Origin of the sequence: Rhizohabitans arisaemae (assembly GCF_025996515.1) — a bacterium.
GTDB lineage: Bacteria > Actinomycetota > Actinomycetes > Streptosporangiales > Streptosporangiaceae > Rhizohabitans > Rhizohabitans arisaemae.
Genome location: NZ_BLRH01000034.1, coordinates 350645 through 370990, shown reverse-complemented (window position 1 = coordinate 370990; position 20346 = coordinate 350645). Strand labels below are relative to the sequence as shown.

Annotated in this window: 21 protein-coding genes and 1 pseudogene; 14 read left to right on the top strand and 8 right to left on the bottom strand. The window is 70.9% G+C overall.

Annotation, left to right across the window (positions count from 1 at the left end):
* The first annotated feature begins 45 nt into the window (after positions 1-45).
* The 5 genes from RUR_RS17160 to RUR_RS17140 all read left to right on the top strand — a co-directional run bounded on the left by RUR_RS17160 (position 46) and on the right by RUR_RS17140 (position 7567).
* Entirely contained in the window at positions 46-750 is a 705-nt protein-coding gene (locus tag RUR_RS17160; RefSeq protein WP_283136072.1) for an alpha/beta hydrolase, read from the top strand.
* A gap of 353 nt (positions 751-1103) precedes the next feature.
* Entirely contained in the window at positions 1104-4793 is a 3690-nt protein-coding gene (locus RUR_RS17155; protein ID WP_283136071.1) for an RICIN domain-containing protein, read from the top strand.
* A 144-nt stretch (positions 4794-4937) separates the two neighbouring features.
* Positions 4938-5312 (top strand): VOC family protein, encoded by a 375-nt coding sequence (locus RUR_RS17150; protein ID WP_283136070.1) that lies wholly within the window; start codon positions 4938-4940, stop codon positions 5310-5312.
* Positions 5313-5496: 184 nt separating this feature from the next.
* Positions 5497-6525, top strand: coding sequence for a tyrosine-type recombinase/integrase (locus RUR_RS17145; RefSeq protein WP_283136069.1), 1029 nt, complete (start codon positions 5497-5499; stop codon positions 6523-6525).
* A 187-nt stretch (positions 6526-6712) separates the two neighbouring features.
* Complete coding sequence (locus RUR_RS17140; RefSeq protein ID WP_283136068.1) at positions 6713-7567, top strand: LLM class flavin-dependent oxidoreductase; 855 nt, start codon at positions 6713-6715, stop codon at positions 7565-7567.
* Positions 7568-7723: 156 nt separating this feature from the next.
* Here the strand turns inward: RUR_RS17140 and RUR_RS17135 are convergent, their stop codons facing one another.
* Entirely contained in the window at positions 7724-8413 is a 690-nt protein-coding gene (locus RUR_RS17135; protein WP_283136067.1) for a hypothetical protein, read from the bottom strand.
* A gap of 289 nt (positions 8414-8702) precedes the next feature.
* Between RUR_RS17135 and RUR_RS17130 the strand changes: the two genes are divergently transcribed.
* Both RUR_RS17130 and RUR_RS17125 read left to right on the top strand, forming a co-directional pair.
* The gene (locus RUR_RS17130; protein WP_283136066.1) at positions 8703-9071 is read left to right on the top strand and encodes an MmcQ/YjbR family DNA-binding protein; all 369 of its coding nucleotides are present in this window, start codon (positions 8703-8705) and stop codon (positions 9069-9071) included.
* 35 nt (positions 9072-9106) lie between these two features.
* On the top strand, positions 9107-10039 hold the full coding sequence (locus tag RUR_RS17125; protein WP_428847012.1) for an aminoglycoside phosphotransferase family protein: 933 nt from the start codon (positions 9107-9109) through the stop codon (positions 10037-10039).
* Between the two features lie 37 nt (positions 10040-10076).
* Here the strand turns inward: RUR_RS17125 and RUR_RS17120 are convergent, their stop codons facing one another.
* On the bottom strand, positions 10077-10502 hold the full coding sequence (locus RUR_RS17120) for a nitroreductase family deazaflavin-dependent oxidoreductase (protein ID WP_283136064.1): 426 nt from the start codon (positions 10500-10502) through the stop codon (positions 10077-10079).
* Positions 10502-11137 (bottom strand): NAD(P)-dependent oxidoreductase, encoded by a 636-nt coding sequence (locus RUR_RS17115; protein WP_283136063.1) that lies wholly within the window; start codon positions 11135-11137, stop codon positions 10502-10504. The genes RUR_RS17120 and RUR_RS17115 overlap by 1 nt, the downstream gene beginning before the upstream one ends.
* Before the next feature lie 88 nt (positions 11138-11225).
* On the opposite strand from RUR_RS17115, the gene RUR_RS17110 reads away from it, so the two are divergent.
* Positions 11226-11594, top strand: a complete 369-nt coding sequence (locus RUR_RS17110) for a winged helix-turn-helix transcriptional regulator (protein ID WP_283136062.1) — start codon at positions 11226-11228, stop codon at positions 11592-11594.
* A gap of 3 nt (positions 11595-11597) precedes the next feature.
* Here the strand turns inward: RUR_RS17110 and RUR_RS17105 are convergent, their stop codons facing one another.
* Both RUR_RS17105 and RUR_RS17100 read right to left on the bottom strand, forming a co-directional pair.
* Entirely contained in the window at positions 11598-11927 is a 330-nt protein-coding gene (locus RUR_RS17105) for an imine reductase family protein (RefSeq protein WP_283137076.1), read from the bottom strand.
* Positions 11928-12046: 119 nt separating this feature from the next.
* Positions 12047-12433: pseudogene (locus tag RUR_RS17100) on the bottom strand (NAD(P)-binding domain-containing protein); the annotation flags it as partial.
* A gap of 100 nt (positions 12434-12533) precedes the next feature.
* Between RUR_RS17100 and RUR_RS17095 the strand changes: the two are divergent.
* The 4 genes from RUR_RS17095 to RUR_RS17080 all read left to right on the top strand — a co-directional run bounded on the left by RUR_RS17095 (position 12534) and on the right by RUR_RS17080 (position 15641).
* Entirely contained in the window at positions 12534-12884 is a 351-nt protein-coding gene (locus tag RUR_RS17095) for a winged helix-turn-helix transcriptional regulator (protein ID WP_283136061.1), read from the top strand.
* Between the two features lie 265 nt (positions 12885-13149).
* Positions 13150-14061, top strand: coding sequence for a helix-turn-helix domain-containing protein (locus RUR_RS17090; protein ID WP_283136060.1), 912 nt, complete (start codon positions 13150-13152; stop codon positions 14059-14061).
* Between the two features lie 37 nt (positions 14062-14098).
* Positions 14099-14740 carry an FMN-dependent NADH-azoreductase gene (locus RUR_RS17085; protein WP_283136059.1) on the top strand — a complete coding sequence of 214 codons (642 nt, stop codon included), beginning with the start codon at positions 14099-14101 and terminating at the stop codon, positions 14738-14740.
* 373 nt (positions 14741-15113) lie between these two features.
* Positions 15114-15641: a P-loop NTPase family protein gene (locus RUR_RS17080; RefSeq protein ID WP_283136058.1), complete on the top strand. Its 528-nt coding sequence runs from the start codon at positions 15114-15116 to the stop codon at positions 15639-15641.
* Between the two features lie 137 nt (positions 15642-15778).
* Here the strand turns inward: RUR_RS17080 and RUR_RS17075 are convergent, their stop codons facing one another.
* The gene (locus RUR_RS17075) at positions 15779-16663 is read right to left on the bottom strand and encodes an NAD-dependent epimerase/dehydratase family protein (RefSeq protein WP_283136057.1); all 885 of its coding nucleotides are present in this window, start codon (positions 16661-16663) and stop codon (positions 15779-15781) included.
* Positions 16664-16740: 77 nt separating this feature from the next.
* On the opposite strand from RUR_RS17075, the gene RUR_RS17070 reads away from it, so the two are divergent.
* Positions 16741-17694 carry an AraC family transcriptional regulator gene (locus RUR_RS17070; RefSeq protein WP_283136056.1) on the top strand — a complete coding sequence of 318 codons (954 nt, stop codon included), beginning with the start codon at positions 16741-16743 and terminating at the stop codon, positions 17692-17694.
* A gap of 251 nt (positions 17695-17945) precedes the next feature.
* Here the strand turns inward: RUR_RS17070 and RUR_RS17065 are convergent, their stop codons facing one another.
* Entirely contained in the window at positions 17946-18287 is a 342-nt protein-coding gene (locus RUR_RS17065) for a VOC family protein (RefSeq protein WP_283136055.1), read from the bottom strand.
* Between the two features lie 9 nt (positions 18288-18296).
* Positions 18297-18485: a hypothetical protein gene (locus RUR_RS17060; protein ID WP_283136054.1), complete on the bottom strand. Its 189-nt coding sequence runs from the start codon at positions 18483-18485 to the stop codon at positions 18297-18299.
* Between the two features lie 590 nt (positions 18486-19075).
* Between RUR_RS17060 and RUR_RS17055 the strand changes: the two genes are divergently transcribed.
* Entirely contained in the window at positions 19076-20278 is a 1203-nt protein-coding gene (locus RUR_RS17055; RefSeq protein WP_283136053.1) for a DUF6004 family protein, read from the top strand.
* The last annotated feature ends 68 nt before the right edge of the window (positions 20279-20346 follow it).

Here is a 20346-nt window from a genome sequence, read left to right as displayed (position 1 = left end):
GTGAGTGCCGATGTCCACGGCGTCTCATCGGCGAGGGAGCACAGCATGGGTACAGACTCGGCGACCCCGAGAGTCGTCCTGGTGCACGGCGGGTTCGTGGACGGGTCCGGCTGGCAGGGTGTCTACCACCTGCTGAGGAAGGACGGCTACAACGTGGCCGTCGTGCAGAACCCGACCCTGTCGCTGGAGGGCGACGTGGCGGCGACCCGGCAGGTCATCGACGCCCAGGACGGTCCGGTGGTCCTGGTGGGCCACTCCTACGGCGGGGTGGTCGTCACCGAGGCGGGCACCCACGACGATGTGGCGGCCCTGGTCTACATCGCGGCCTTCGCACCCGACAAGGGCGAGTCGGTGAACTCGCTGATCGCCGACCCGCCGCCGGGGGCGCCGGTCCCGCCGATCCTGCCGCCGGTGAACGGATTCCTGTTGCTGGACCGCGAGAGGTTCCCCGCCTCGTTCGCCGGGGATCTGCCTGCCGAGCAGGCCGCGTTCATGGCCGACTCCCAGGTGCCCTGGGGCGTGGACGCGCTGCGCGGAGCGGTCGCCGAGCCCGCCTGGCGGATCAAGCCCAGCTGGTACCTGGTGGCGACGGAGGACCGGATGATCCCCCCGCCCGTACAGCGCGCCATGGCCGGGCGAGCGGGCTCCACCGTGACCGAGAGCCCCGGCAGCCACGCCGTCTATGTGTCCGACCCGGCCGCGGTGGCCGCGGTCATCGTCCAAGCCGCCGCCGCGGTCGCCGCCCGGTGACAACGGGCCCGGTGCTCCCGCCTGCCACCTGAACGGCGCAGGCCGGGTGCCGAGTCCCGACCCACCGCAGGTCACGGCCGCGGAGAGGGGCGGGCCGGCACCGCCCCACCGGCGCGCGGTGCATCCGTCCCCGGGCGGCTCGCCGGAGTACCAAGGTCGGCGTCTGATCCCCGGCGGACGGGGAGCGCGCCTCGTTGCAGCCGGTCACCGCTGCGGGGACGGTGTGTTCCGGTCGTGCTCGACGACGCCGGGCCATGGGGAAAGTCGGCCCGGAAGCCGATCGGGCGACTCCTCGCGCACTCGCATCATCGTCCCATGAGCGGAATAGAGGTCGTGTGAAACGCTCTCCACGTTTGGCCGCCGCCCTAGTCGGCATGCTCATCCTGTTCTCCTCCGCGGTACAGGTCTCATCCGCGATACAGGCGCCCGCCTTCTCCTCCTCCGATCCGGATCTCAGTCTCGACAATCGCGTCATACCTCCCGCCGGGCTACCGAACTGGTCGCGGGTGGGGTATCTCGGCGGCCAGCGGCTTCCGGGTGACGGCCAGATCACCGGCAACGCCTCCTGCCGGATCACCCCGCAGCAGCTGGCGTCCGGCTTCGGGGTGGTCCCGGACGACGGGGTGGACGACACCACGGGGCTGCAGAACGCCATCGACCAGATCAAGAGCCAGTGCTCGCCGCAGGCCAACTTCCACCGGCTGTCGCTGATCACGCTGCCGGCCGGCCGGGTCGACGTGTCCCGGCAGATCTACGCCGACGCCGGCTTTCTGATCCTGCGCGGGCAGGGGTCCGGCGCCGGCGGCACCCAGCTGGTGTTCCGGCCCGACGTCAACACCCGCTACGACACGGTGACCGCGGACGGCAGCCGCTGGAACCAGGACGGCATGGAGTTCGGCAGCGGCAACGACGTCGGCAAGGGCGGGTGGATCTGGCCGGGGCGCGCGCTGTTCCGGGTGCAGACCCGCGACGTGGCGACCAGGTACGAGAACGAGTGGCAGGCGGCGCCGGCCAACCGCAAGGACCTGTTCGAGGGAAGCGTCAACCAGCACTGGGCGTCCGGCATCAAACTGGCCGCCCGCGCCGGCGATCCGGGGTTCTCCGCCCGGCAGGGGCAGAGCGTCGTGCAACTGGTCTCCAACGCCGACATGAACAAGTTCAGCGTCGGCGGCTACCTCTGGGTCGGCGCCGCCAACAGCCGCAACTTCTACGCGCAGCAGGGCGTCACCGACCAGAGCCATATGGAGAACCTGCACATGCGCCAGCAGATGTTCCGGATCGTCCGCAAGGACGCGGCCGCCAAGACCGTCACGCTGGACCGCCCGCTGGAGTACGACCTGCCCGTCGACTCCACCTCGGACGGCTCGCAGCCGATGATCGTCGAGACGCCGTACGTCAGCAAGGTGACCCCGCTGAAAGTGGTCGAGGGCGTCGGGTTCGAGAACTTCGCGATGACCCAGGACATGGAGGGGCTGCCCAAGCTGGGCGGCGGCACCTACTCGCTGACGCCCGCGAGCGCCGTCAACAACTACGGCAACATGGCGCCGGAGTACGCGATGCACGGCATCCTGTTCAAGTGGGCGGCCCACAGCTGGGCGCGCGGGCTCAACCTCACGATGATCGGCTCGCACCCGATCGTCACCGAGGTGGCGCGCAACCTGCAGATCGAGCGCAACACCTTCGACGGGGCGTGGAACAAGGGCAAGGGCGGCAACGGCTACCTGCGGGGCAGCCGGGTGTGGGACTCGCTGTACGCCTACAACACCAGCAGGAACCTGCGGCACTTCACCTTCCAGTGGTCCTCCAGCGGCAACGTGGTCTTCCGCAACGACCTCGACTCCGACCTGAACCTGCACGGCGGCTGGGAGCGCTACAACCTGTTCGAGCAGAACACGGTGCGGATCCCGTACGCGCACCGGTCGGGCAACTGCGCCGCCAACTGCGGCGGGGAAGGCGGCGACACCGAGCCGGGGACCTGGTATCCGATCTGGTGGGCGGCAGGCCCCAAGGCGGCCAAGTGGTCCGGTTCCTCGGGGCCGCAGAACGTCTTCCACAACAACACCTTGATCAAGCAGACCGCGCCGGGCGGGCCGTTCACGGCCTATGAGCCGTACTCGCTCGGCAGTCCCGGCGTGCAGGCCGGCACCATCTTCCAGTTCGGTTCCGACAACGCCGACCCGAGCGTGTTCCGGGCGCTGAGCCAGGGCGGGCAGGGCATCCCGGACTGGAGCGGCCGGGAGACCCTGAACTACGGCGGGCAGGGGGTGGTGACCCGCGTCGACGGGTACCGGCCGTCGCTGTTCCTGCGCAACGCCGGCCAGGTCGAGCCCCGCCAGGACGGCACCCGCAAGGTGGCGACCTGGAACATGCAGGGCGCGGGTACCTACGGCGGATGGGCCAACATAGGCGGCGAGTACGAGTCCAAGTACACCTACGGGGTGCTCCCGCTGGCCGTGCAGACCCATGCCGAGATCGTCCTGCTGCAGGAGGCCGGCTCCCCGCCCGGCGGCGCCACGCACCTGACCGACATCGCGCAGAACGTCTTCGCCCGGGCGGACGGCTCGCACCCCCCGGTCCGGGAGTACCACTACGGCGGGACGGCCAGCCGGCCGCAGGGGTACCTGTACTGGCTGCACACCGACACCTCCCCGACGAACCCACCCAACCGGGTCAACATGGCCATCGCGACCCGCACCCGGGTCGCGCCCGCAGACATCTTCGTGGTCGCCTCGCCCATGGGCGGCAGGCCCGCGCTCGGGGTGAACATCGGCGGCGTCGTCTACTTCACCGTGCACGGCTTCTCCGGCAACGGGAACGACATGGCGGGGCTGGTGAACCAGATCCGGATCCAGATGCAGGCCGCCGGCCCCTTCGGGGCGGCGCTGGACTGGGTCGTCATGGGAGACTTCAACCGCGAGCCCGGCGCCCTGCAGACCGCCCTGAACAACCTCGCCCCCGGACAGTTCACGGTCCAGGGCCCGCCGGCGCCGACCCATCCGACCATGAATCCGCAGCGGCGCCTGGACTACGCCGTCCTGCCGGCCGGCAACGCGCCGCACGTCATCGCCTCGGACGTGGTGAACAGTGTGATGTACTCCGACCACCTGCCCGTCCTCTACGAGATCGGCGGGCTGCCGGACAACAACCCGCCCGCGCCGCCGGCGGTGGCCGTGCCCGGCCCGTCGAACGCGGTCGTGCTGCGCAACGCCGGCACCACCCACGTCGCCGGCTCATCGCAGAGCGGCAGCACCGTCAGCGACGTGTCGTACTCCTCGAGTCAGTCCCTGTCGCAGTCCTGGAACCTCCACCCCGACCCCGAGTTCCCCGGCTACTACCGCCTGGTAAACCGGCTCACCGGGGACTACATGGGCCAGGACGGCGGCACCCCGGGGGCACAGGTGACGCAGTGGTGGCGCGAGTCGACCGACCAGCTCTGGCAGCCGGTCTACCAGGGCGACGGCACCTGGACCCTGGAGAACATGGTCACCGACCAGATGCTGACGGCCGTCACCCAAGGCGGCGTCCTGCGCGGCCGCGCCGCCGACGGCTCCGCCGAGCAGCGCTGGTTCTTCCAGAGTCCCCAGGAGATGCAGGACGTCGGCGAGCTCGGCCTGGTCGCGGCCACGCCGCTGCGCTTCGTGGCCGAGGTCAGCGGCGGCCACACCGCGGAGAACACCCCGCTGATCCTGTCCACCGACCACGACGCGCCCAACGAGCTGTTCACCAGGATCCCCGCGGGGCAGACCGGGGGTGACAGCTGCAACTACCTGATCTACGGCGGCAGGTACCTCAACTCGACGGGGGCAAGCCTGGAGCCGCTGAACGGCAACAGGGTCACGCTGAACTCGTTCCGCCCCAACAACGACGGCTACCTGTGGTGCGAGCGCGCCGTGCCCGACGGGATAGCCGTGAGCAACCACTCGTTCCAGTCCAGGCTGGTCAACGAGCGCATGTTCCTCACCGAGCACGGTGTGGACAACCAGCTGACCATCGCCGCGGGCCACGCCACGGACATCTGGCGCTGGCTGCCCGTCACCCAGTGACCCTCAGGTCCGGACCGCGCGGTCCGGGCCCTGCCGGGCACGACGACCCCGGTCCCGGTACGGCCGCCGCGGCGCAGCCCGTACCGGGACCGGGGTCGCCGGGGGCGGCGGCGGGGGAAGATGGGGGCGACGAGAGGAGCACGCGTGATCGCCAACCTTCAGTGTGTCGTCCTGGACTGCCCCGACCCCGGCGGGCTCGCCCGGTTCTACCAGGCGATCCTCGGCGGCGTCGTCGACAAGCCCGACGGTCAGTGGTCGGTGGACGAGGAGTGGTCGACCCTGCACCTGGACTCCGGGGTCGTCCTCGCCTTCCAGCGGGTGGCCGACCACCGGCCGCCGCGCTGGCCCGACCCCGGCCACCCGCAGCAGTTCCACCTGGACTTCGGCGTCCCCGACCTCGGGCGGGCCCACGAGCAGGTGCTGGAGCTCGGCGCCGTCCCGCTCGAACCCGACACCGGGCGAGGCTGGGGGGTCTACGCCGACCCGGCGGGCCACCCCTTCTGCCTGGTCCGCGCGTGAAGGGAGCCTCCCCGCGCGCCACGGTGCACGCGCCGCAGGCCGTATCGCGTCCTCGGTGAAGGCCGGGCGGTGCGGCAACCGTCGGTGGTCTGCGCCCGGCCGGCACCGGGGGGATGGGCGGGATCGGGTCAAGGTTGCCGAGGGGCGGTGAGAAACGTCGGTGGGGGCCGCTACCGTTCGGTGGATGCGACCCGTGCAACTCAACCGGATCACCGTCCAGGAGGCCGCCGACCGCTATCTCGAACTCGTCCGCGCCAAGACGACCACGGGCGCGCTCTCCCCGGCCACCGCCGAGGTCTACAGCCGGGACGTGCTGACGTTCGCGCTGATCGCCGGCCCCGAGCGGGTCCTGGACGACCTCGACGGCCCGGACGTGGACGCGGCGCTGCTGGCGTTCGGCCGGAAACCGGACGGCAGGCGACGGGACGGGGCCGGCGAGCCGAGAACGCAGAGCCCGACGTCGCAGGCGCGATTCCGCCGTTCGGTGTCGGCGATGTTCAAGCACGCGCTGCGCGCCGGGTGGGTGCAGGTCGATCCGATGACGGTGGTGACGGTGACCGCCCGGGAGCGCGGCGGGCTCCGCGCCGAGCGGCGTGCCCTCACCCGGGAGCAGGCCACCGGGCTGATCGGGGCGGCGTCCTCGATCGCCGTCGGCGCCGAGTCGGGCGGCCCACGGCGGCGGGATCAGCGGACGGGGCTGCGGGACGCGCTGATCGTGCTGCTGCTGACCACGGTGGGCCCGCGGGTCTCGGAGCTGGTGCGGGCCAACGTGGAGGACTTCTACACCGGGGACGGGGTCCGCTACTGGCGGATCTTCGGCAAGGGCGGCCGGACCAGGGACGTGCCGCTCCCCCAGGACGTCGCCGCGGTGCTGGACGCCTATCTGGCCGAGGGGCGGCGCCCGCCCGCGGCCGGGCCGGCCGAGAAGGCGCTGCTGCTGTCCTGGCGTGGGCGGCGGCTGGCCCGGGGCGATGTGCAGGCGGTGATCGACCGGGTCCGGCGGGAGGTCGAGCCGGAGCGCAGGCGGAGCGTCACCCCGCACGGGCTGCGGCACACCACCGCCACGCATCTGCTGGCGGACGCGGTCGACATGGACGCGGTACGGCGGGTGCTGGGTCACAGCGATCTGTCGACGCTGGGCCGCTACCGCGACGAGCTGCCGGGCGAGCTTGAGGTGGCGATGCGCGCCCACCCCCTGCTGCGTGACCGCTGAGGCGCGGGCGCGGCCCGTACCGGCATCGGCCGGTCGTGCACTGGGGACCGGGACAGCGGTGTCCGGGCCGCGCTTGATCTCCAGTGCGGTGGAGGTTGCAGGATGTCTGACCAGGGCCGATCGCGGCGAGACCGTGGGCGCCGCGGTCGGCCTCATCGCACGGTTCGCACGAGAGGAACATCCGGCAATGGACATCGGTATCGGGTTACCCGGCCACGCTCCCTGGACCGAGGGCAGGATCCTGGTGGAGTGGGCGCGCCGCGCGGAGGCGCGGGGGTTCTCCACCCTGAGCGTCAGCGACCGCCTGGTGTGGACGTCGCCGGAACCGCTGATCACGCTGGCGGCCGCGGCGGGCGCCACCTCCCGGATCCGGCTCCTCACCAGCGTGCTCGTGGCGCCGCTGCGCGCCAACCACGCGCTGTTCGCCAAATCCGTCACCACGCTGGACCAGCTCGCCGGGCCGGGCCGGCTTCAGCTCGGCCTCGCCCCGGGGGTCAGGGAGGACGACTTCACCGCCGGTGAGGTGGACTACGGCGTCCGGGGCAAGCGGTTCGACCTGCTGCTGGAGCGGCTGGCCGCGGTGTCGCACGGCGATCCGGTCGGCCCGCCCCCGGCCACCCCGGGCGGGCCTCCCCTGCTGTTCGGCGGTTTCTCCGCCGCGACGCTGCGCCGTATCGTCGCCCACGGCGGAGGGTGGATCGCCGGGGACGCGACCGTCGAGGACTTCCAGGGTTTCGCCCCAAGCGTCCGGCAGGCGTGGGCCGAGGCCGGTCGGCCGGGTTCCCCCCGGCTGGTCGCGTCGGTGATGTACGCGCTCGGGCCCGGTGCCGAGGCGGCGGTGTCGCGGGCCATCGGGCCGTACTACTCCTTCGCCGGGGAGGAGTACGCCGAGTACGGCGTCTCCATCGCGCACACCACTGCGGAACAGATCAGGGCGTCGATCGAGGGGTTCGCCCGGATCGGCTGCGATGAGCTGATCTTCATGGGGAACGACCCCGATCCCGCCCAGGTCGACCTGCTGGCCGAGGCGATCGGCCGCTGATACAGGAAACGATCGAGCCTGGTCCCCACAGCGCGAGTTTGATGGCTCCCTGAGTACACGGCCATATCGCAGCCATGCACGGTGACCTGAGGGTCCCGTCAAGCCGAGGCAACCGGCAGGGGACGAGCATGCCCCCGGCATTCACCGGGAGGCGGATCAAACCGCCCAGGCGGAGTGGGCGATGCCGGAGAGCTCCGGCCCATGTTTGGTTCCACCGATCGCCGACACGAGACACATCCTCCCACTCGCAGGAACGGCGATCACCACCCCGCTGCCACTATGGTCCCCGATCGCGAAGGTGTAGGACACGCCGATCGTTCCCTGGACCGCCGCGCCGGACTGCACTGCGATGGTGCCCAGCTGTATCGATTCGTTCTTGGTTGCCTCCTTGATGAACTCCGTGAGTTGCCCGGCGCCGGGACGACCGTCGACCGGCACACAGAACCCGACCACCGTGCTGAGGAACCTGTCGGACGACGATTCAGGGGTGATGTCGAATGAGGCCAAGGATTGCCCCACTGGCGAAGCCTGGAGGACGGACTCGACGGTGGCGCGATATGAGTGGGGAACCCCGGCGCTGTCCATGGCCTTCTTGGGGTCGCCGTCGGTCATGCTCACCGTCGTCCAACGCTCGGGCACGGTGATCCAGATTCCGTGTTCGGCCGAGCCGATGACACGGTAGCCCGGCGGTGCCGGAGTCTGTGAGGCGGTGGGCTCCGGCCAGGCGGCCGGGCCTGCCGGAATGTTCCCGACACTCGTGGTGCAGGACACCTGAGTATTCGTCGCCACCACGATGATGATGATCAGCAGTGCCGCCAGCTTGGTCAGTGTCCAGAGTCCGCGCATCTCGCTGTCTCCTGGGGAAAGAGCCGAGGTACATGTCCGTACTGATCAGGCGCAGCCGTGGCAGGGACGTCGTGTGCGCGTGGGCGACACCACGTCTACGGCCGGGGAAGTGCGGGCGGGCGACCCCTCCTGTGCCGTCCATGGTGAGGCTTGACGGGCGATTTGTCGCTAGGGTGGGGCGAATGATTTCGGCTGATCGCCCGGGCGATCCGGCGGGAATCCGCGCGGCGCGGATCACATCGGGCGGCGCAGCCCGTACCGCCCGTCAAAGAAGACCGGAGGTACGGTGGTGGATGCGCTGACGAGGTTGCGGGAGATCTGTCTCGCGCTGCCCGAGACCAATGAGCGGCTCAGTCACGGGGAACCGACCTGGTTCATCCGCGACAAGAAGACGTTCGTGACCTTCTCCGACCACCATCACGACGACCGGTTCGGGTTCTGGTGCGCCGCCCCGCCCGGGGAGGCGCGGACCCTGGTGGAGGCGGACCCGGAGCGGTTCTTCGTGCCGCCGTATGTGGGCCATCGCGGATGGCTCGGGGTGCGGCTGGACGTGCATCCCGTCGACTGGGACGAGATCGGGGAGTTGGTCGTCGACGCCTACCGGACGGTGGCGCCCAAGCGCTTGACCGCGTTAATCGATGGACCCGCGAAACCGTGACGGATAGCCTCCTTCGGGACGAAGAGGGAGGTTCGATACCCCTGCGCACGGTAATCGAGGTACCGGAGGCGCTCGCCGACTATCTGGTCAAGCACCAGGGCGAGATCGGCCGGAAGTGGCTGGCCGCCCTGCCCGGCCTGGCCGCCGACTTCCTGGACCACTGGCGGCTGCGGGTCGACGGGCCGGCCGCCCACGGCATGGCCGCCCTGGTTTTGCCGGTGGTCCGCGACGACGGCGTCCCGGCGGTGCTCAAACTCCGGACGGTCAACGAGGACAGCGCCGACGAGGCGACCGGGCTGCGCACCTGGGACGGCGACGGCTCGGTGCTCCTGCTGGAGGAGGATCCCGAGGCGGGGGCGCTGCTGCTGGAACGCCTCGACGCGGCCCGGCCGCTGTCCACGGTGCCCGACGACGGCGAGGCGATGACGATCCTCGCCGGACTGCTGGCCCGGCTGACCGCGCTCCCCGCTCCCGCGGGGGTGCGCCGCCTGGCCGACGTCGCCGTCGCCATGATCGACCAGGTGCCGCAGGCCGTACGGACCCTGGCCGACCCGGCCGACCGCGAGCTGCTGCGCACCTGTGCCGCCGCCGTGTCCGAACTGGTCGGGGAGAGCGGCGACCGGCTGCTCCACTGGGACCTGCACTACGACAACATCCTCGCCTCGCTCCCCGGCTCCGGGCGGGAACCCTGGCTCGCCATCGACCCGCAGCCCCTCTCCGGCGACCCCGGGTTCGACCTGATTCCCGCCCTGGACAACCGGTGGGAGGAGGTCGTGGCGACCGGCGACGTACGGCGTGCCGTGCTCCGCCGCTTCGACCTGCTCGTCGAGACCCTCGGCCTGGACCGCGACCGCGCGGTCGGCTGGACGCTCGGCCGGGTCCTGCAGAACTCGCTGTGGGACGTCGAAGACGGCGAGGTCGGGCTCCAGCCCGTCCAGGTCGCCATCGCCCAGGCGGTCCTGTCCTGACCGCGCACCGCCGATAAGCTCCGTAGACGATCCGAGGTCAGGGCGCCCTGCGATCGACGACCACAACGGGGATCTCTCTGGCGGTGGCGTCCTGGTAGTCCTGGTAGGAGGGCATCGCGGCGGCGATCGACCGCCACAGTCTGGGTTTCTCCTCGGGGGTGGCGGTGCGTGCGACGGCGGGGAACCGCTCGCCGCCGACCTCCAGGACGACCTCGGGATCGTCCAGCAGGTTCAGGTACCAGGAAGGGTGCCGGTCCGACCCCGCGTCGGAGGCGGCCAGGACGTAGGAGTCGCCGTCGCGCACGTAGACCAGGGCGGTGCGCCGGAGCCGGCCGGTCTTGCGGCCTCGGGTTGTCAGCAGCAGGTCGTTCACACCGGGCCTGGGGTGGCCGTTCGTCTCGATGAAGCGGCGGATGTGCCGGGCCACCCAGGCGCTCGGGCTGTCGGAGACCTCTTCGGCCATCAGGAGTCCTTGACGCCGAGATGGATCCGGTGGTGCCGCGGGGAGTCGATCTCGTCGAGCAGGGCGACCGCCAGATCCGCGTAGGAGATCCGGGCGGCGGCGTCGCCGAGGGCCACGGCGTACCGGCCGGTGCGTACCCCCTGGTGGTCGAAGTCACCGGCGGGACTGATCACCAGCCAGTCGACCGGGGTGTCCGCGTTCTCCAGCACCGCCGCGCCGGCGGCGTGCCCCAGGTAGAAGGTCCGATACTCCTGCGGGTAGCCGGGGGTGTCCATCAGGGGTTCCCCGGATTCGGTTTTCAGGATCGACGCCAGCCCGACGACGAGCAGACGGTGCACCCCCGCCTGGGCGAGTCCGTCCAGGAGGGCGCGGGAGGTGGCCGGGTAGAAGGCGCCGGGGTCGGCCTGCGGGTCGTAGACCGCCGCGACCGCGGCGTCGTGGCCGGTCGCGAGGCGGGCCACGACACCGGCGTCGGTGACGTCGCCCGCCACCGGGTCGGCCCCCGCGGTCTGCAGGTCCCGGTGCCCGTCCGGGTCCCGCACGATCGCGGTGACCTGGTGCCCGCGGCGACGGGCCTCCTCGACGGCTGCCCGGCCGGCCCGGCCACCCGCACCGAAAATCGCAATCTTGCCCATGTGTCCCTCACATCCAGAAGAGCGGCTGATTGCCCGGTACGGTAGCCGGAACCCTGGTTACCTCCCGGATACCGCGTACGGTGAGAGGGTGACCAAGCCACTGGACCCGGAGATGTTCGACCCGGTCTGTCCGTCCGGCCTGTCGCCGATCCGCGTGGGTGACAAATGGGCCGCGATGATCATCCGTTGCCTTGAGGAGGGCCCCCGGCGGTTCTCCGAACTCCGGATTCCGCTCCGGGGCATCACCGCCAAGGTGCTGACTGCGTCCCTGCGAACCCTGGAGCGGGACGGATTCGTCGTCCGCACGGTCTGCCCCGGACCTGCCCGGCACGTCGAGTACGCGCTGACCCCCCTTGGCCGCAGCCTCCTGGAACCGATGAACTTCGCCTGCGCCTGGATGGAGGAGCACTGGGAGGAACTCCTGGACGCCCGGGAAGCCGCCTCCCCCACCGGCTGACCCTCAGCGGCGGCCCAGGACTTCGGTGATTCGGCTGAACCCGTCTGTGCCATGGCCCAGGTCGACGACCCGGCGGGCCAGGCGCTCGACCTCGCGCATCACGCCGGCGTCGATGCCGTGGGCCTCGGAGGTCTCGACGACATGGCTGATGGACGACAGCGCCGAGGTGACCGGGTTCCCCTCACCGGAGAAGGTGCCTTCGTCCACCTCCTCCGCGGTCCCTTCGAAGATCGGTGGGAGGATCGCGCCGATACCCTTGGCGAACGGTGCCAGCTCCCGCGCGGTGATGCCCTCCGCCCGCGCCACCGCCAGGGCGTGCGCGTAGCCCGCCATCGCGGTCCAGAAGATGTCGAGCAGCGCGACGTCGTGGCCGCCGCCCGGCCGATGTCCTCGCCGAGGTGGGTGTGGGTGCCGCCCAATGTGTCCAGCACCGGCCGATGCTCCCGGTAGAGCTCCTCGGGGCCGCTGTGGATGAACACCGCGGCCGGCGTGCCGATGGTCGTGGTCGGGGTCATGATCGCGCCGTCCAGGTATCGGATGCCGTGCCGGGCCGCCCATGCGGCGGTGTCCCGGGCCCGGTCCGGGGTGTCGGCGGTCAGGTTCACGACCGTGCGCCCCTTGAGGGCCTCGGTGACCGCATCGCGCCGAAGGACGGCTTCCGCCGCGTCGTAGTTCACCACGCAGACCACGATCAGGCCGCTCGCGGCGACCGCCTCTTCGGCCGAGGCCGCGCCGACCGCCCCCCGCTCGACCAGCTCCCGGTCCCGGCCCGGCGTCCGGTTCCAGACGGTGGTTCGCAGCCCCGCGTTCAGGAAGGTGGCGGCCAGGGCGCGGCCCATCGGCCCCAGGCCGAGTACGGTGACGGCAGACTGGTTGGAGTGTGTGGACATAATCTATTGCCCCCATGAATGCTGATAAATGGTAGTGAATGGGATGACGATGACGCGTGGCCGTGCCCAGGATCCGAATGTCTGCGGAGTGACCGCCGCGATCGCGGTGATCGACGGTAAGTGGAAGACCGCCCTGCTCTGGGCGCTGGAGTCCGGTCCTCATCGCCCGGGCGAGCTACTCCGGCTACTGCCGGGCCTCAGCGAGAAGGTGCTGACTCAGGCACTGCGAGAGATGGAGACGGACGGTCTGGTGCACCGGGAGGTGCACGACGTCCTGCCGTTGAAGACCGAGTACTCCCTCACCGCGTTCGGCCGTGATCTCTCCGAGGCGCTGGCGCCCCTCTCCGACTGGGGCCACCGCCGCCTGGACAGGCTCGCCGAGGCCCAATCGGCTTCCTGACGCAACGCCACCTCCGTCTTTTCGGAATCCGGCGGCCCGGACCGGCCGCCGCAATCAGCTTCGCCCCGTCGCCGCCCGCTGCCAAGTACCCACAAAAAAGTGGGTACTCCGGACTCACGGGGCCGGGCTTCAGGAATCGAGACCGGCGTCCGGTCCGCAGGCCCACCGGGGACACCGGTACCGCACACCCTGGTTCCCCTGGCCGGGACACCGGTTTCGGTTTCGGGTTGAGCTTCGAGTAACTCGAAGGTGCATGCTCCTGCTTGTGAGTGAGGACGCAGAGCTTTACACCGTCGGCGAGGTCGCCCGGCGTACCGGCCTGTCGGCGCACACCATCCGCTTCTGGTCCGACAACGGGCTGGTGTCCCCCGCGGAACGCTCGCAGGGCGGGTACCGGCTCTACGACGCCTCGGCGGTGGCCCGGTTCGATCTCATCCGGACGCTGCGCGATCTGGGTATCGGGCTGGAATCCGTGCGGGAGATCCTGGAGCGGCAGGTCACCGTGGCCGAGGTGGCGGAGACGCACGCCCGTGCGCTCGACGCGGAGATCCGGGCGCTGAAGCTCCGCCGCGCCGTCCTTCGCGGCATCGCCAAGCGCGGCGGCACGACCGAGGAGACGGTTGTGATGCACAAGGTGGCCCAGCAGTGCGCCCGGGAGCGGCAGAAGGTCATCGACGACTTCGTCGAGACGACGTTCGCGGGGATCGAGCTGGACGAGGACGCACGGGTGATCGCCGCGTGGATGCTGGAGTTGCCCGGAGAGCTGCCGGAGGATCCGTCGCCGGACCAGGTCGACGCCTGGATCGAGCTGGCCGAGGTGGTGGCGGACGAGGGTTTCCGGCAGCGGCTCCGGGGGATCGCGCTGGCCGGGGGCTCGCCGGTGCCGATGCGGTACGGCTACGACCTGCGATCTCTGATCGTCGAACAGGCCGGGGCGGCGCTGGCCGGGCGGATCGCCCCGGATTCGGCCGAGGGCAAGGCGGTCCTCGACCGGATCGTCTTCCTCGGCATGCCGGCCGAGGTCCGGGGCGAACTCCTGGACTGGATGGAGATCGTCGCCGACGCGCGCGTGGAGCGCTACTGGGAGCTGGTGGCCGTGCTGAACGGCCATGCGCCTTCTCCCCCGGCCGTTCCCTCCTTCCGGTGGACGCTCGACGCCGTCCATGCCCACGGCTGAACACACCATGCACCATCACGACAAGGAGCACACGATCATGCCTGGACTGTTGCACATCGATTCCAGCATGCGCCGGACGGAGTCGGTGACCCGTGAGGTCACCGCGGCGTTCGTCCGGTACTGGCGCCGGGCCAACCCCCTGGGGGACTACGTCTACCGTGATCTGGGGGCCTTGCCCGTCCCCCACCTCGACGAGGCCACCGTGGAGGCGAGCCTGACGCCCGAGACGGAGCGGTCGAGTGAGCAGCGTGCGGGCTGGGCGGTTTCCGAGCCGCTCATCGAGGAGTTGCGGGCCGCCGACACCCTGCTCCTGGGGGTGCCGATGTACAACTTCACGATTCCGTCCGCGCTGAAGGCATGGGTGGACCGGGTGGTGGTCAAGGAGCACATGGTCGATCCGGTCGACGGCAGCGGCCTGCTGGTCGGCAAGCGGGTCGTCGTGGTGGCCGCGTGCGGCGGTTCCTACTCCCCCGGCGCGCCCCGGGCGGAGTTCGACCACCAGCTTCCCTACCTGCGGGCGGTGTTCAGCCAGATCGGCCTGGACCGGCGCCTTGAGGTGGTGCGCGCCGAGATGACCCTCGCCTATGCGGTCCCGGGGCTCGCCCCGTTCAAGGACCTGGCCGAGACCTCGCGCAAGCAGGTGGACCAGGACGTCCGCGGACTCGCCCTGGCCGTCTGACGGCGGAGCCCGTTGCGGGCTCGTACGGGGTCTTCCTACCGGAAAAGGAGGGCACCCGGTGCCTCGTACGGGTACGGCCTGCGGGGGATCGGACCCGGGGACGCAGCCCCGCAGCTCCCCCGCCCCGTCGCAATTCCCCGTGTCCGATCTCCCCGAGCCGTCGTCTGGGGCGAGCGGGACAAGGGCGGAGGCCGGCGTGGTGCGGGATGTCCGGCGCCGGTACGGCCTGCGGCGGCGGGCCCGGCGCCGCCCGTACCACCCCGGGGTGCTCGTGGTCCCGGCTGAAAACGGTTGCGTCCCCGGGGACTCGGAGCCTCGGCACCGTGTGGCCGTCGTCTGTCTTGGCGTCGTTTTAGGGGCCTAGCCTGTACGGGTGCAACGCATCCTCGTGGTCGGCATCAGCGGGGCCGGCAAGTCCACCCTGGCACGGGCGCTGAGCGCTCGTTTCGCCGTGCCGTACCACGAGATGGACGCCTTGTACTTCACCGGCCCGGGCTGGGCCGTCAACGATGACTTCGCCGCTCAGGTCGCCGAGATCACCACCTCGCCGGCGTGGATCTTCGACTCGTTCGGCTACCCGTCGGTCCGCGATCTGCTGTGGGAGCGTGCCGACACCGTGGTCTGGCTGGACTACCCCCGGCGGATCGTCATGCCCCGGATTCTGCGCCGATCCTTGCGACGGACTGTTCTGCGCGAGTCGATCTTCGGCGGGAATCGCGAAACACTGGCGGACTGGTTCCGTCGAGATCACCCCGCGTGGTGGGCGTGGTCGCAGCACGCGACCCGCCGAGCGGACATCCGGCAGCGCGCCTACGGCCCACGTTTCGCCCCTTTGCGGGTGTTCCGCTTCAGCACCCCGCGCTCGGCCGCGGACTGGCTCAAGACGATCACCGATCAGTGACACACGTCGAATTTCGCCGGTGCGAACCCGGCGGCCGTCACCGGACGCCACCTAACCGGGCTCGTCGGAATCTCGGCCGAGACTATGAGCACCCAACCCGCACTCCGGCCTCGGGCGGCACCCGGGCGGAGGTCAGGTCAGGGGGCGGCGGCGTAGTGTTGCGCGGGGTTGCGGAGTGCGCCGCAGATCCCGTGCAGCGTCTGCCCGAACCTGGGGGCCCAGCCGAGCCGCCGCAGCCGGCCGGCGTCCAAGGCGGCGTCCATCGCCAGGAATCCGGCGAGGGGACCGTGCGTTTCCAGGGCTTCGGCCAGGCTCCAGGAGCATGCGGGCACGCCGGCGGCGTCCCCGATGGCGGCGAAGAGCCGGGCCATCGGGACCGGCGCCGTCTCCGCCACGTGGAACACCCCGGTCGCCTCGGATTCCAGCAGCACCGCGTAGGCGAGGGCGAGATCGCCGACGTGCACCGTGGACCAGCGGTTCTCCCCGGAGCCGACGTAGCGGGCCACCCCGTCCAGGCGGGCGCGCCGGACCAGTCCGGCGACCGGGCCCGCCCCGTCGCCGTACACCATCGGAGGCCGCACCACGACCCCCCGGACGCCCGTGGCGCCGAGCACCCGGGACTCCGCCTCGGCCAGCCAGGCAAGCGGCCCGGTCGTCTCCGCGGTGTCGTCCTCGACGACCGGCGTCCGGGACGACCGGGCCCGCGGCGCCCCGGTGGTGGTCACGAAGACCCCCGAGGTCATCGCGGCGAGCATCGAGGTGACGGCCGCCGCGTCGACTGCGGGGCGGTCCTCGCCCTCGGTGGCCGCGGTGTGCACCACGCCGTCGCCGGCGGCTGCCTCGCGCGCGAGCACCGCCACGTCGGTCAGGCTCCCCCGGACGGGCTCCGCGCCTGCGCTGCGGACCTTGGCTTCGGCCGTGTCGCTCCTGGCCAGGCCGCGGACGCGGTGCCCGCGGGCGACCAGGACGCGGGTCAGCGCCGAGCCGATGAACCCGCTCGCACCGGTGATAAGAATGTCCAACGTCGTCTCCTTGGTGAGGGGATGACCCACCCTAGAAAGCGGCGCGCCCGAGGGGTATGCGGGAAAGTCCAGGTGCCATGCGTGATCGTCCGAGGCCTGATGTGCTCAGTGCGCTGCTGCGCCGGGTGCGGATCACCACGAGCGCGTTCGGGCGGATCGAACTCGGCGCGCCCTGGGGTTTCCGGATCGGCCCGCGCGACACCGTCGTGCTGCACCACGTCCTCGACGGCGAGATGTGGCTGGGGCTCGACGGGCGGGAGAGCCGCATCGGGCCCGGCGACCTGGTGATCCTCGCGCACGGCACACCCCACACGCTGCGGCACCGGCCGGGCGCGCCGGTCGCGGACGAGACGCCCCCGGCGCCGGACGGGCTGTCGGTACGGCGCCGCTACGGGGGCGACGGCGCCGTGACCGTGGTGCTCTGCGCGGAGTCGGTGGTGACGGGCGCCGGCAGGGCACTCCTGCTCCGGGCGCTTCCCCCGGTGGTCCACGCCCCCGCCGCGGGTGAGCCCGTACCCGGGCTCGGCCGCCTCCTGGCGCTCCTGCGCGAGGAGGTCCGCGCGGGGCGGCGGGGTGCGCCGCTCATCGCCGCCCGGCTGGCCGAACTGCTGCTGCTGAACGGCGTCCGCGGCGAACTCGAGCGGCCCTCCCCGGCCGGTTCGTGGCGGGCCGGGCTGGCCGACGACCGCGTCGCCCGGGCCCTGGACGCCCTCTACGATGCGCCGGAACGACCGTGGAGCCTGGTCACCCTCGCGCGCGCCGCCGGGATGAGCCGCTCGGCCTTCGCCCACCGGTTCCGCGAACTCGTCGGGGAGAGCCCGTTCGCGCATCTGACCCGGTGGCGCATGGAGCTGGCCAAGGAGATGCTGCGCGAGGACCCCGGGCTCACGCTGGGCGAGATCGCCTCCGCGGTCGGTTACGGCGGCGAGTTCGCGTTCGGCGCCGCCTTCCGCAGAGTGGTCGGCACACCACCCGGGGTGTACCGTGCCACGGCATCCGGGCACCGGCGAGAGGACACGCCCGGACTTTAGGGCGGTGGCGCCGCGCGGTTCACGGGCTCGGGGATCCCGGGAGGCGCGCAGGAACCGGCCCGGCCCTTGGCGGGTTTCCAACTGATTGCGACCGGTACGGGCGCCGCGTGCGGGGTACGGCCTGCGACGGTCCGGGCGCCGGAGGCGCCCTCCTGGGCGGTGGCGGGTGCGGTATGTGCCCGGCCACCCACGTGGCGATCTTCGGCTTCGTCCGGCGCACGATCACGATCGGCCGCACGGCCCGTATCGGGTCAGCGGGGAGCGCCGCCGAACCCGATCTCGTTTCCGTCCGAATCCCGGTAGGTGATCTTGCGCACCCCGTTGGCGTAGGTCTCCCGCCGCGCGGGGTCCAGCCCCCGCTCGGCGATCTGCGCCACATACGCGTCGAGGTCGTCGACGAAAAGGGTGTGCATGGCGTGGCCGGCGTGTTCAGGCCGCTCCTCGATGTACACGAACCGGTGTTCCGCGAGCTCCCACACGGCCTCGGTGTCGCTCGCGATGAACGTCGGCGGGGAGCCGAGCAGCCGTTCGTACCACGCCAGGGCCGCTGCGTACTCGGTGACCGGAATCCCGGCGAACAAGTTGAGAGCCATACCGCGATCCTAGGGATTCCCGCCTGGAGCCGCGGCCGCCCGCCGTACCCGCCCGGCCCGCCAAGCGACCTTGGGTGCGGCGCGCATGCCGATGTAGCAGCAGCCGGTGCCGTCGGCGAGGGTGGAGAACACCACCGGCATGTAGTCCTCGCTGAAGGAGGGGCCGGCTCCCGTCCCGGCGAACACCGTGTCCGACACCGGGATGAGGTCGATCTCCAGGGGCGGGGGAGAACCGGGCTATGTTGTCGTACCGGATAACATGCCGGAGTCGCACACGGCCCCGGCTGAGGGTTCTCCTGGTCGCCACGTCGCCATGATCGCTCGTGTACGCGACAATAGATCATTATCACGTACACGATGACTGGCTGCCCGGCTCGGGGCAGCGCAGATCAGAGCGCAGGTGTCACGGGACCGCAGCGCTGGGGGTAGGCCGCGGTCGGTGTTCAGTCGTCGCAGTCGTGGTCTGGGCCGGGGGCTGATATGGCCAGGGGACCCGACGTCAACACCGCCCGATGGTCGGCCAGGAACGGGAACACACTCCCGGCCGGGATCATATCCCGGCACACGACCCATACCTCAGGCCCTGCCGGAACCCTCCGACGGCCCATCCATGACCCGAGTCTGAATCCCGAGACCCTGTCTGGCTAGACCGCCAAGATCTTTGGGACATTCTAGTCGCAGGCCTCAGCGTTGATGTCCTGCGGATCTACGCCACATGATCGTCGGCCACGACCGAACCCCGCGGCCTGCGTTGATCTTCACTCGCAACTCGGCGCTACCGTGACGATATGAGTGCTTTCCGCGAGACTTATGAGTCTCTCAACCTCGAGCCCAAGCCGATCCGGGCCCACCTCCTCGCCTGCACCACCGTCGTGTTCGGCGACGACTACTACGCGGGCCGCCGCGAGACGATCAACCTCTCCGGGTTAGTCCAGATCAACACCTGGCCGATGCCCGGCTTCGAGGCCCGCGTGGACGACGAAGGCTACGCCGAGCTCGAGCAGATGCTGAACAGCGCTCCCGAGACCGGCATCAAGGGCTTCAGCTACGAACTCGACGACCGTGTCCAGCTGCTTACCAACCCGCTCCTGCCCAGCACCGGGCGCGTGCGGCAGATCGCGCCGGGCAAGAACTTCCCTGCGCAGATGCACATCCGCCGCTTCGGCATCCTGGAGACCAGCACCCTGCGATTGACGCACCGCAACGCCATCGACACCTACGCCGTCATCGACGACGTCCCCCCGTACACGAAGCCGCTCACCAGGCCCTACCACGGCATCCCACGCGGCGACGGCCCGTTCGACATCGCCCACGCGCCGAACGTGCTGCGCGGCACCACCCTGCCCGAGGCGTGGTACCCGGCCGACGACGACAACGAGCCGACCGGCGTCACGCCCACACTGTTCTTCGCTCCGAGCGCGGCCCCGTTCATGTCGATGCTCGTCGACCCCTCGATGATCATGCAGGTGTCGATGGAAGGCAGCGTCGACGTCGAGATCAACGGCAAGACCGAGCGCATCGACGTGGCCGGAGACCACCTCAAGGCGGCGGGCGCGGAGATCTTGCTGTTCGAGCCCGGCAAGCACGATGACGGGGCCGGCGTGCTGGCCCAGATGTCACGCCTGGCCATGGTCGGCCACAGCGACGCCCTTGGCGGCCGCGTGATGCTGCGCGCCAGTTGGCCGCGGCCGTCCGTTGGCTCCCTCGGCGAGGGAAACGAGGACAGCCTGAGCCGGGTGCGGTTCGCCAGCGACCTGCACCTCGACGCCGAGTTCGACATCGTCACCCCGGCCGGCACCCTGTATGCGGCCAAACCGGTACGCCTCGGCGGCAAGCTCAAGGACCTTGAGCCCGCCGGCAGCGAACTGGCCCTGGGCAGCGCGGACACGCCGATCTTGGCCGCCGACGGGACGGCCAAGGCGCGTCTGACCGGCGCGCGGTTCACCATGCGGGACTCGGTCGTCGGCGAGCACGCATACCTCGACGGCTGATATCCCACCGAGGGGGAAGATCATCCGGGGCGGACCTTACCGACGGTGGCTGTCGGCATCAGGCACGC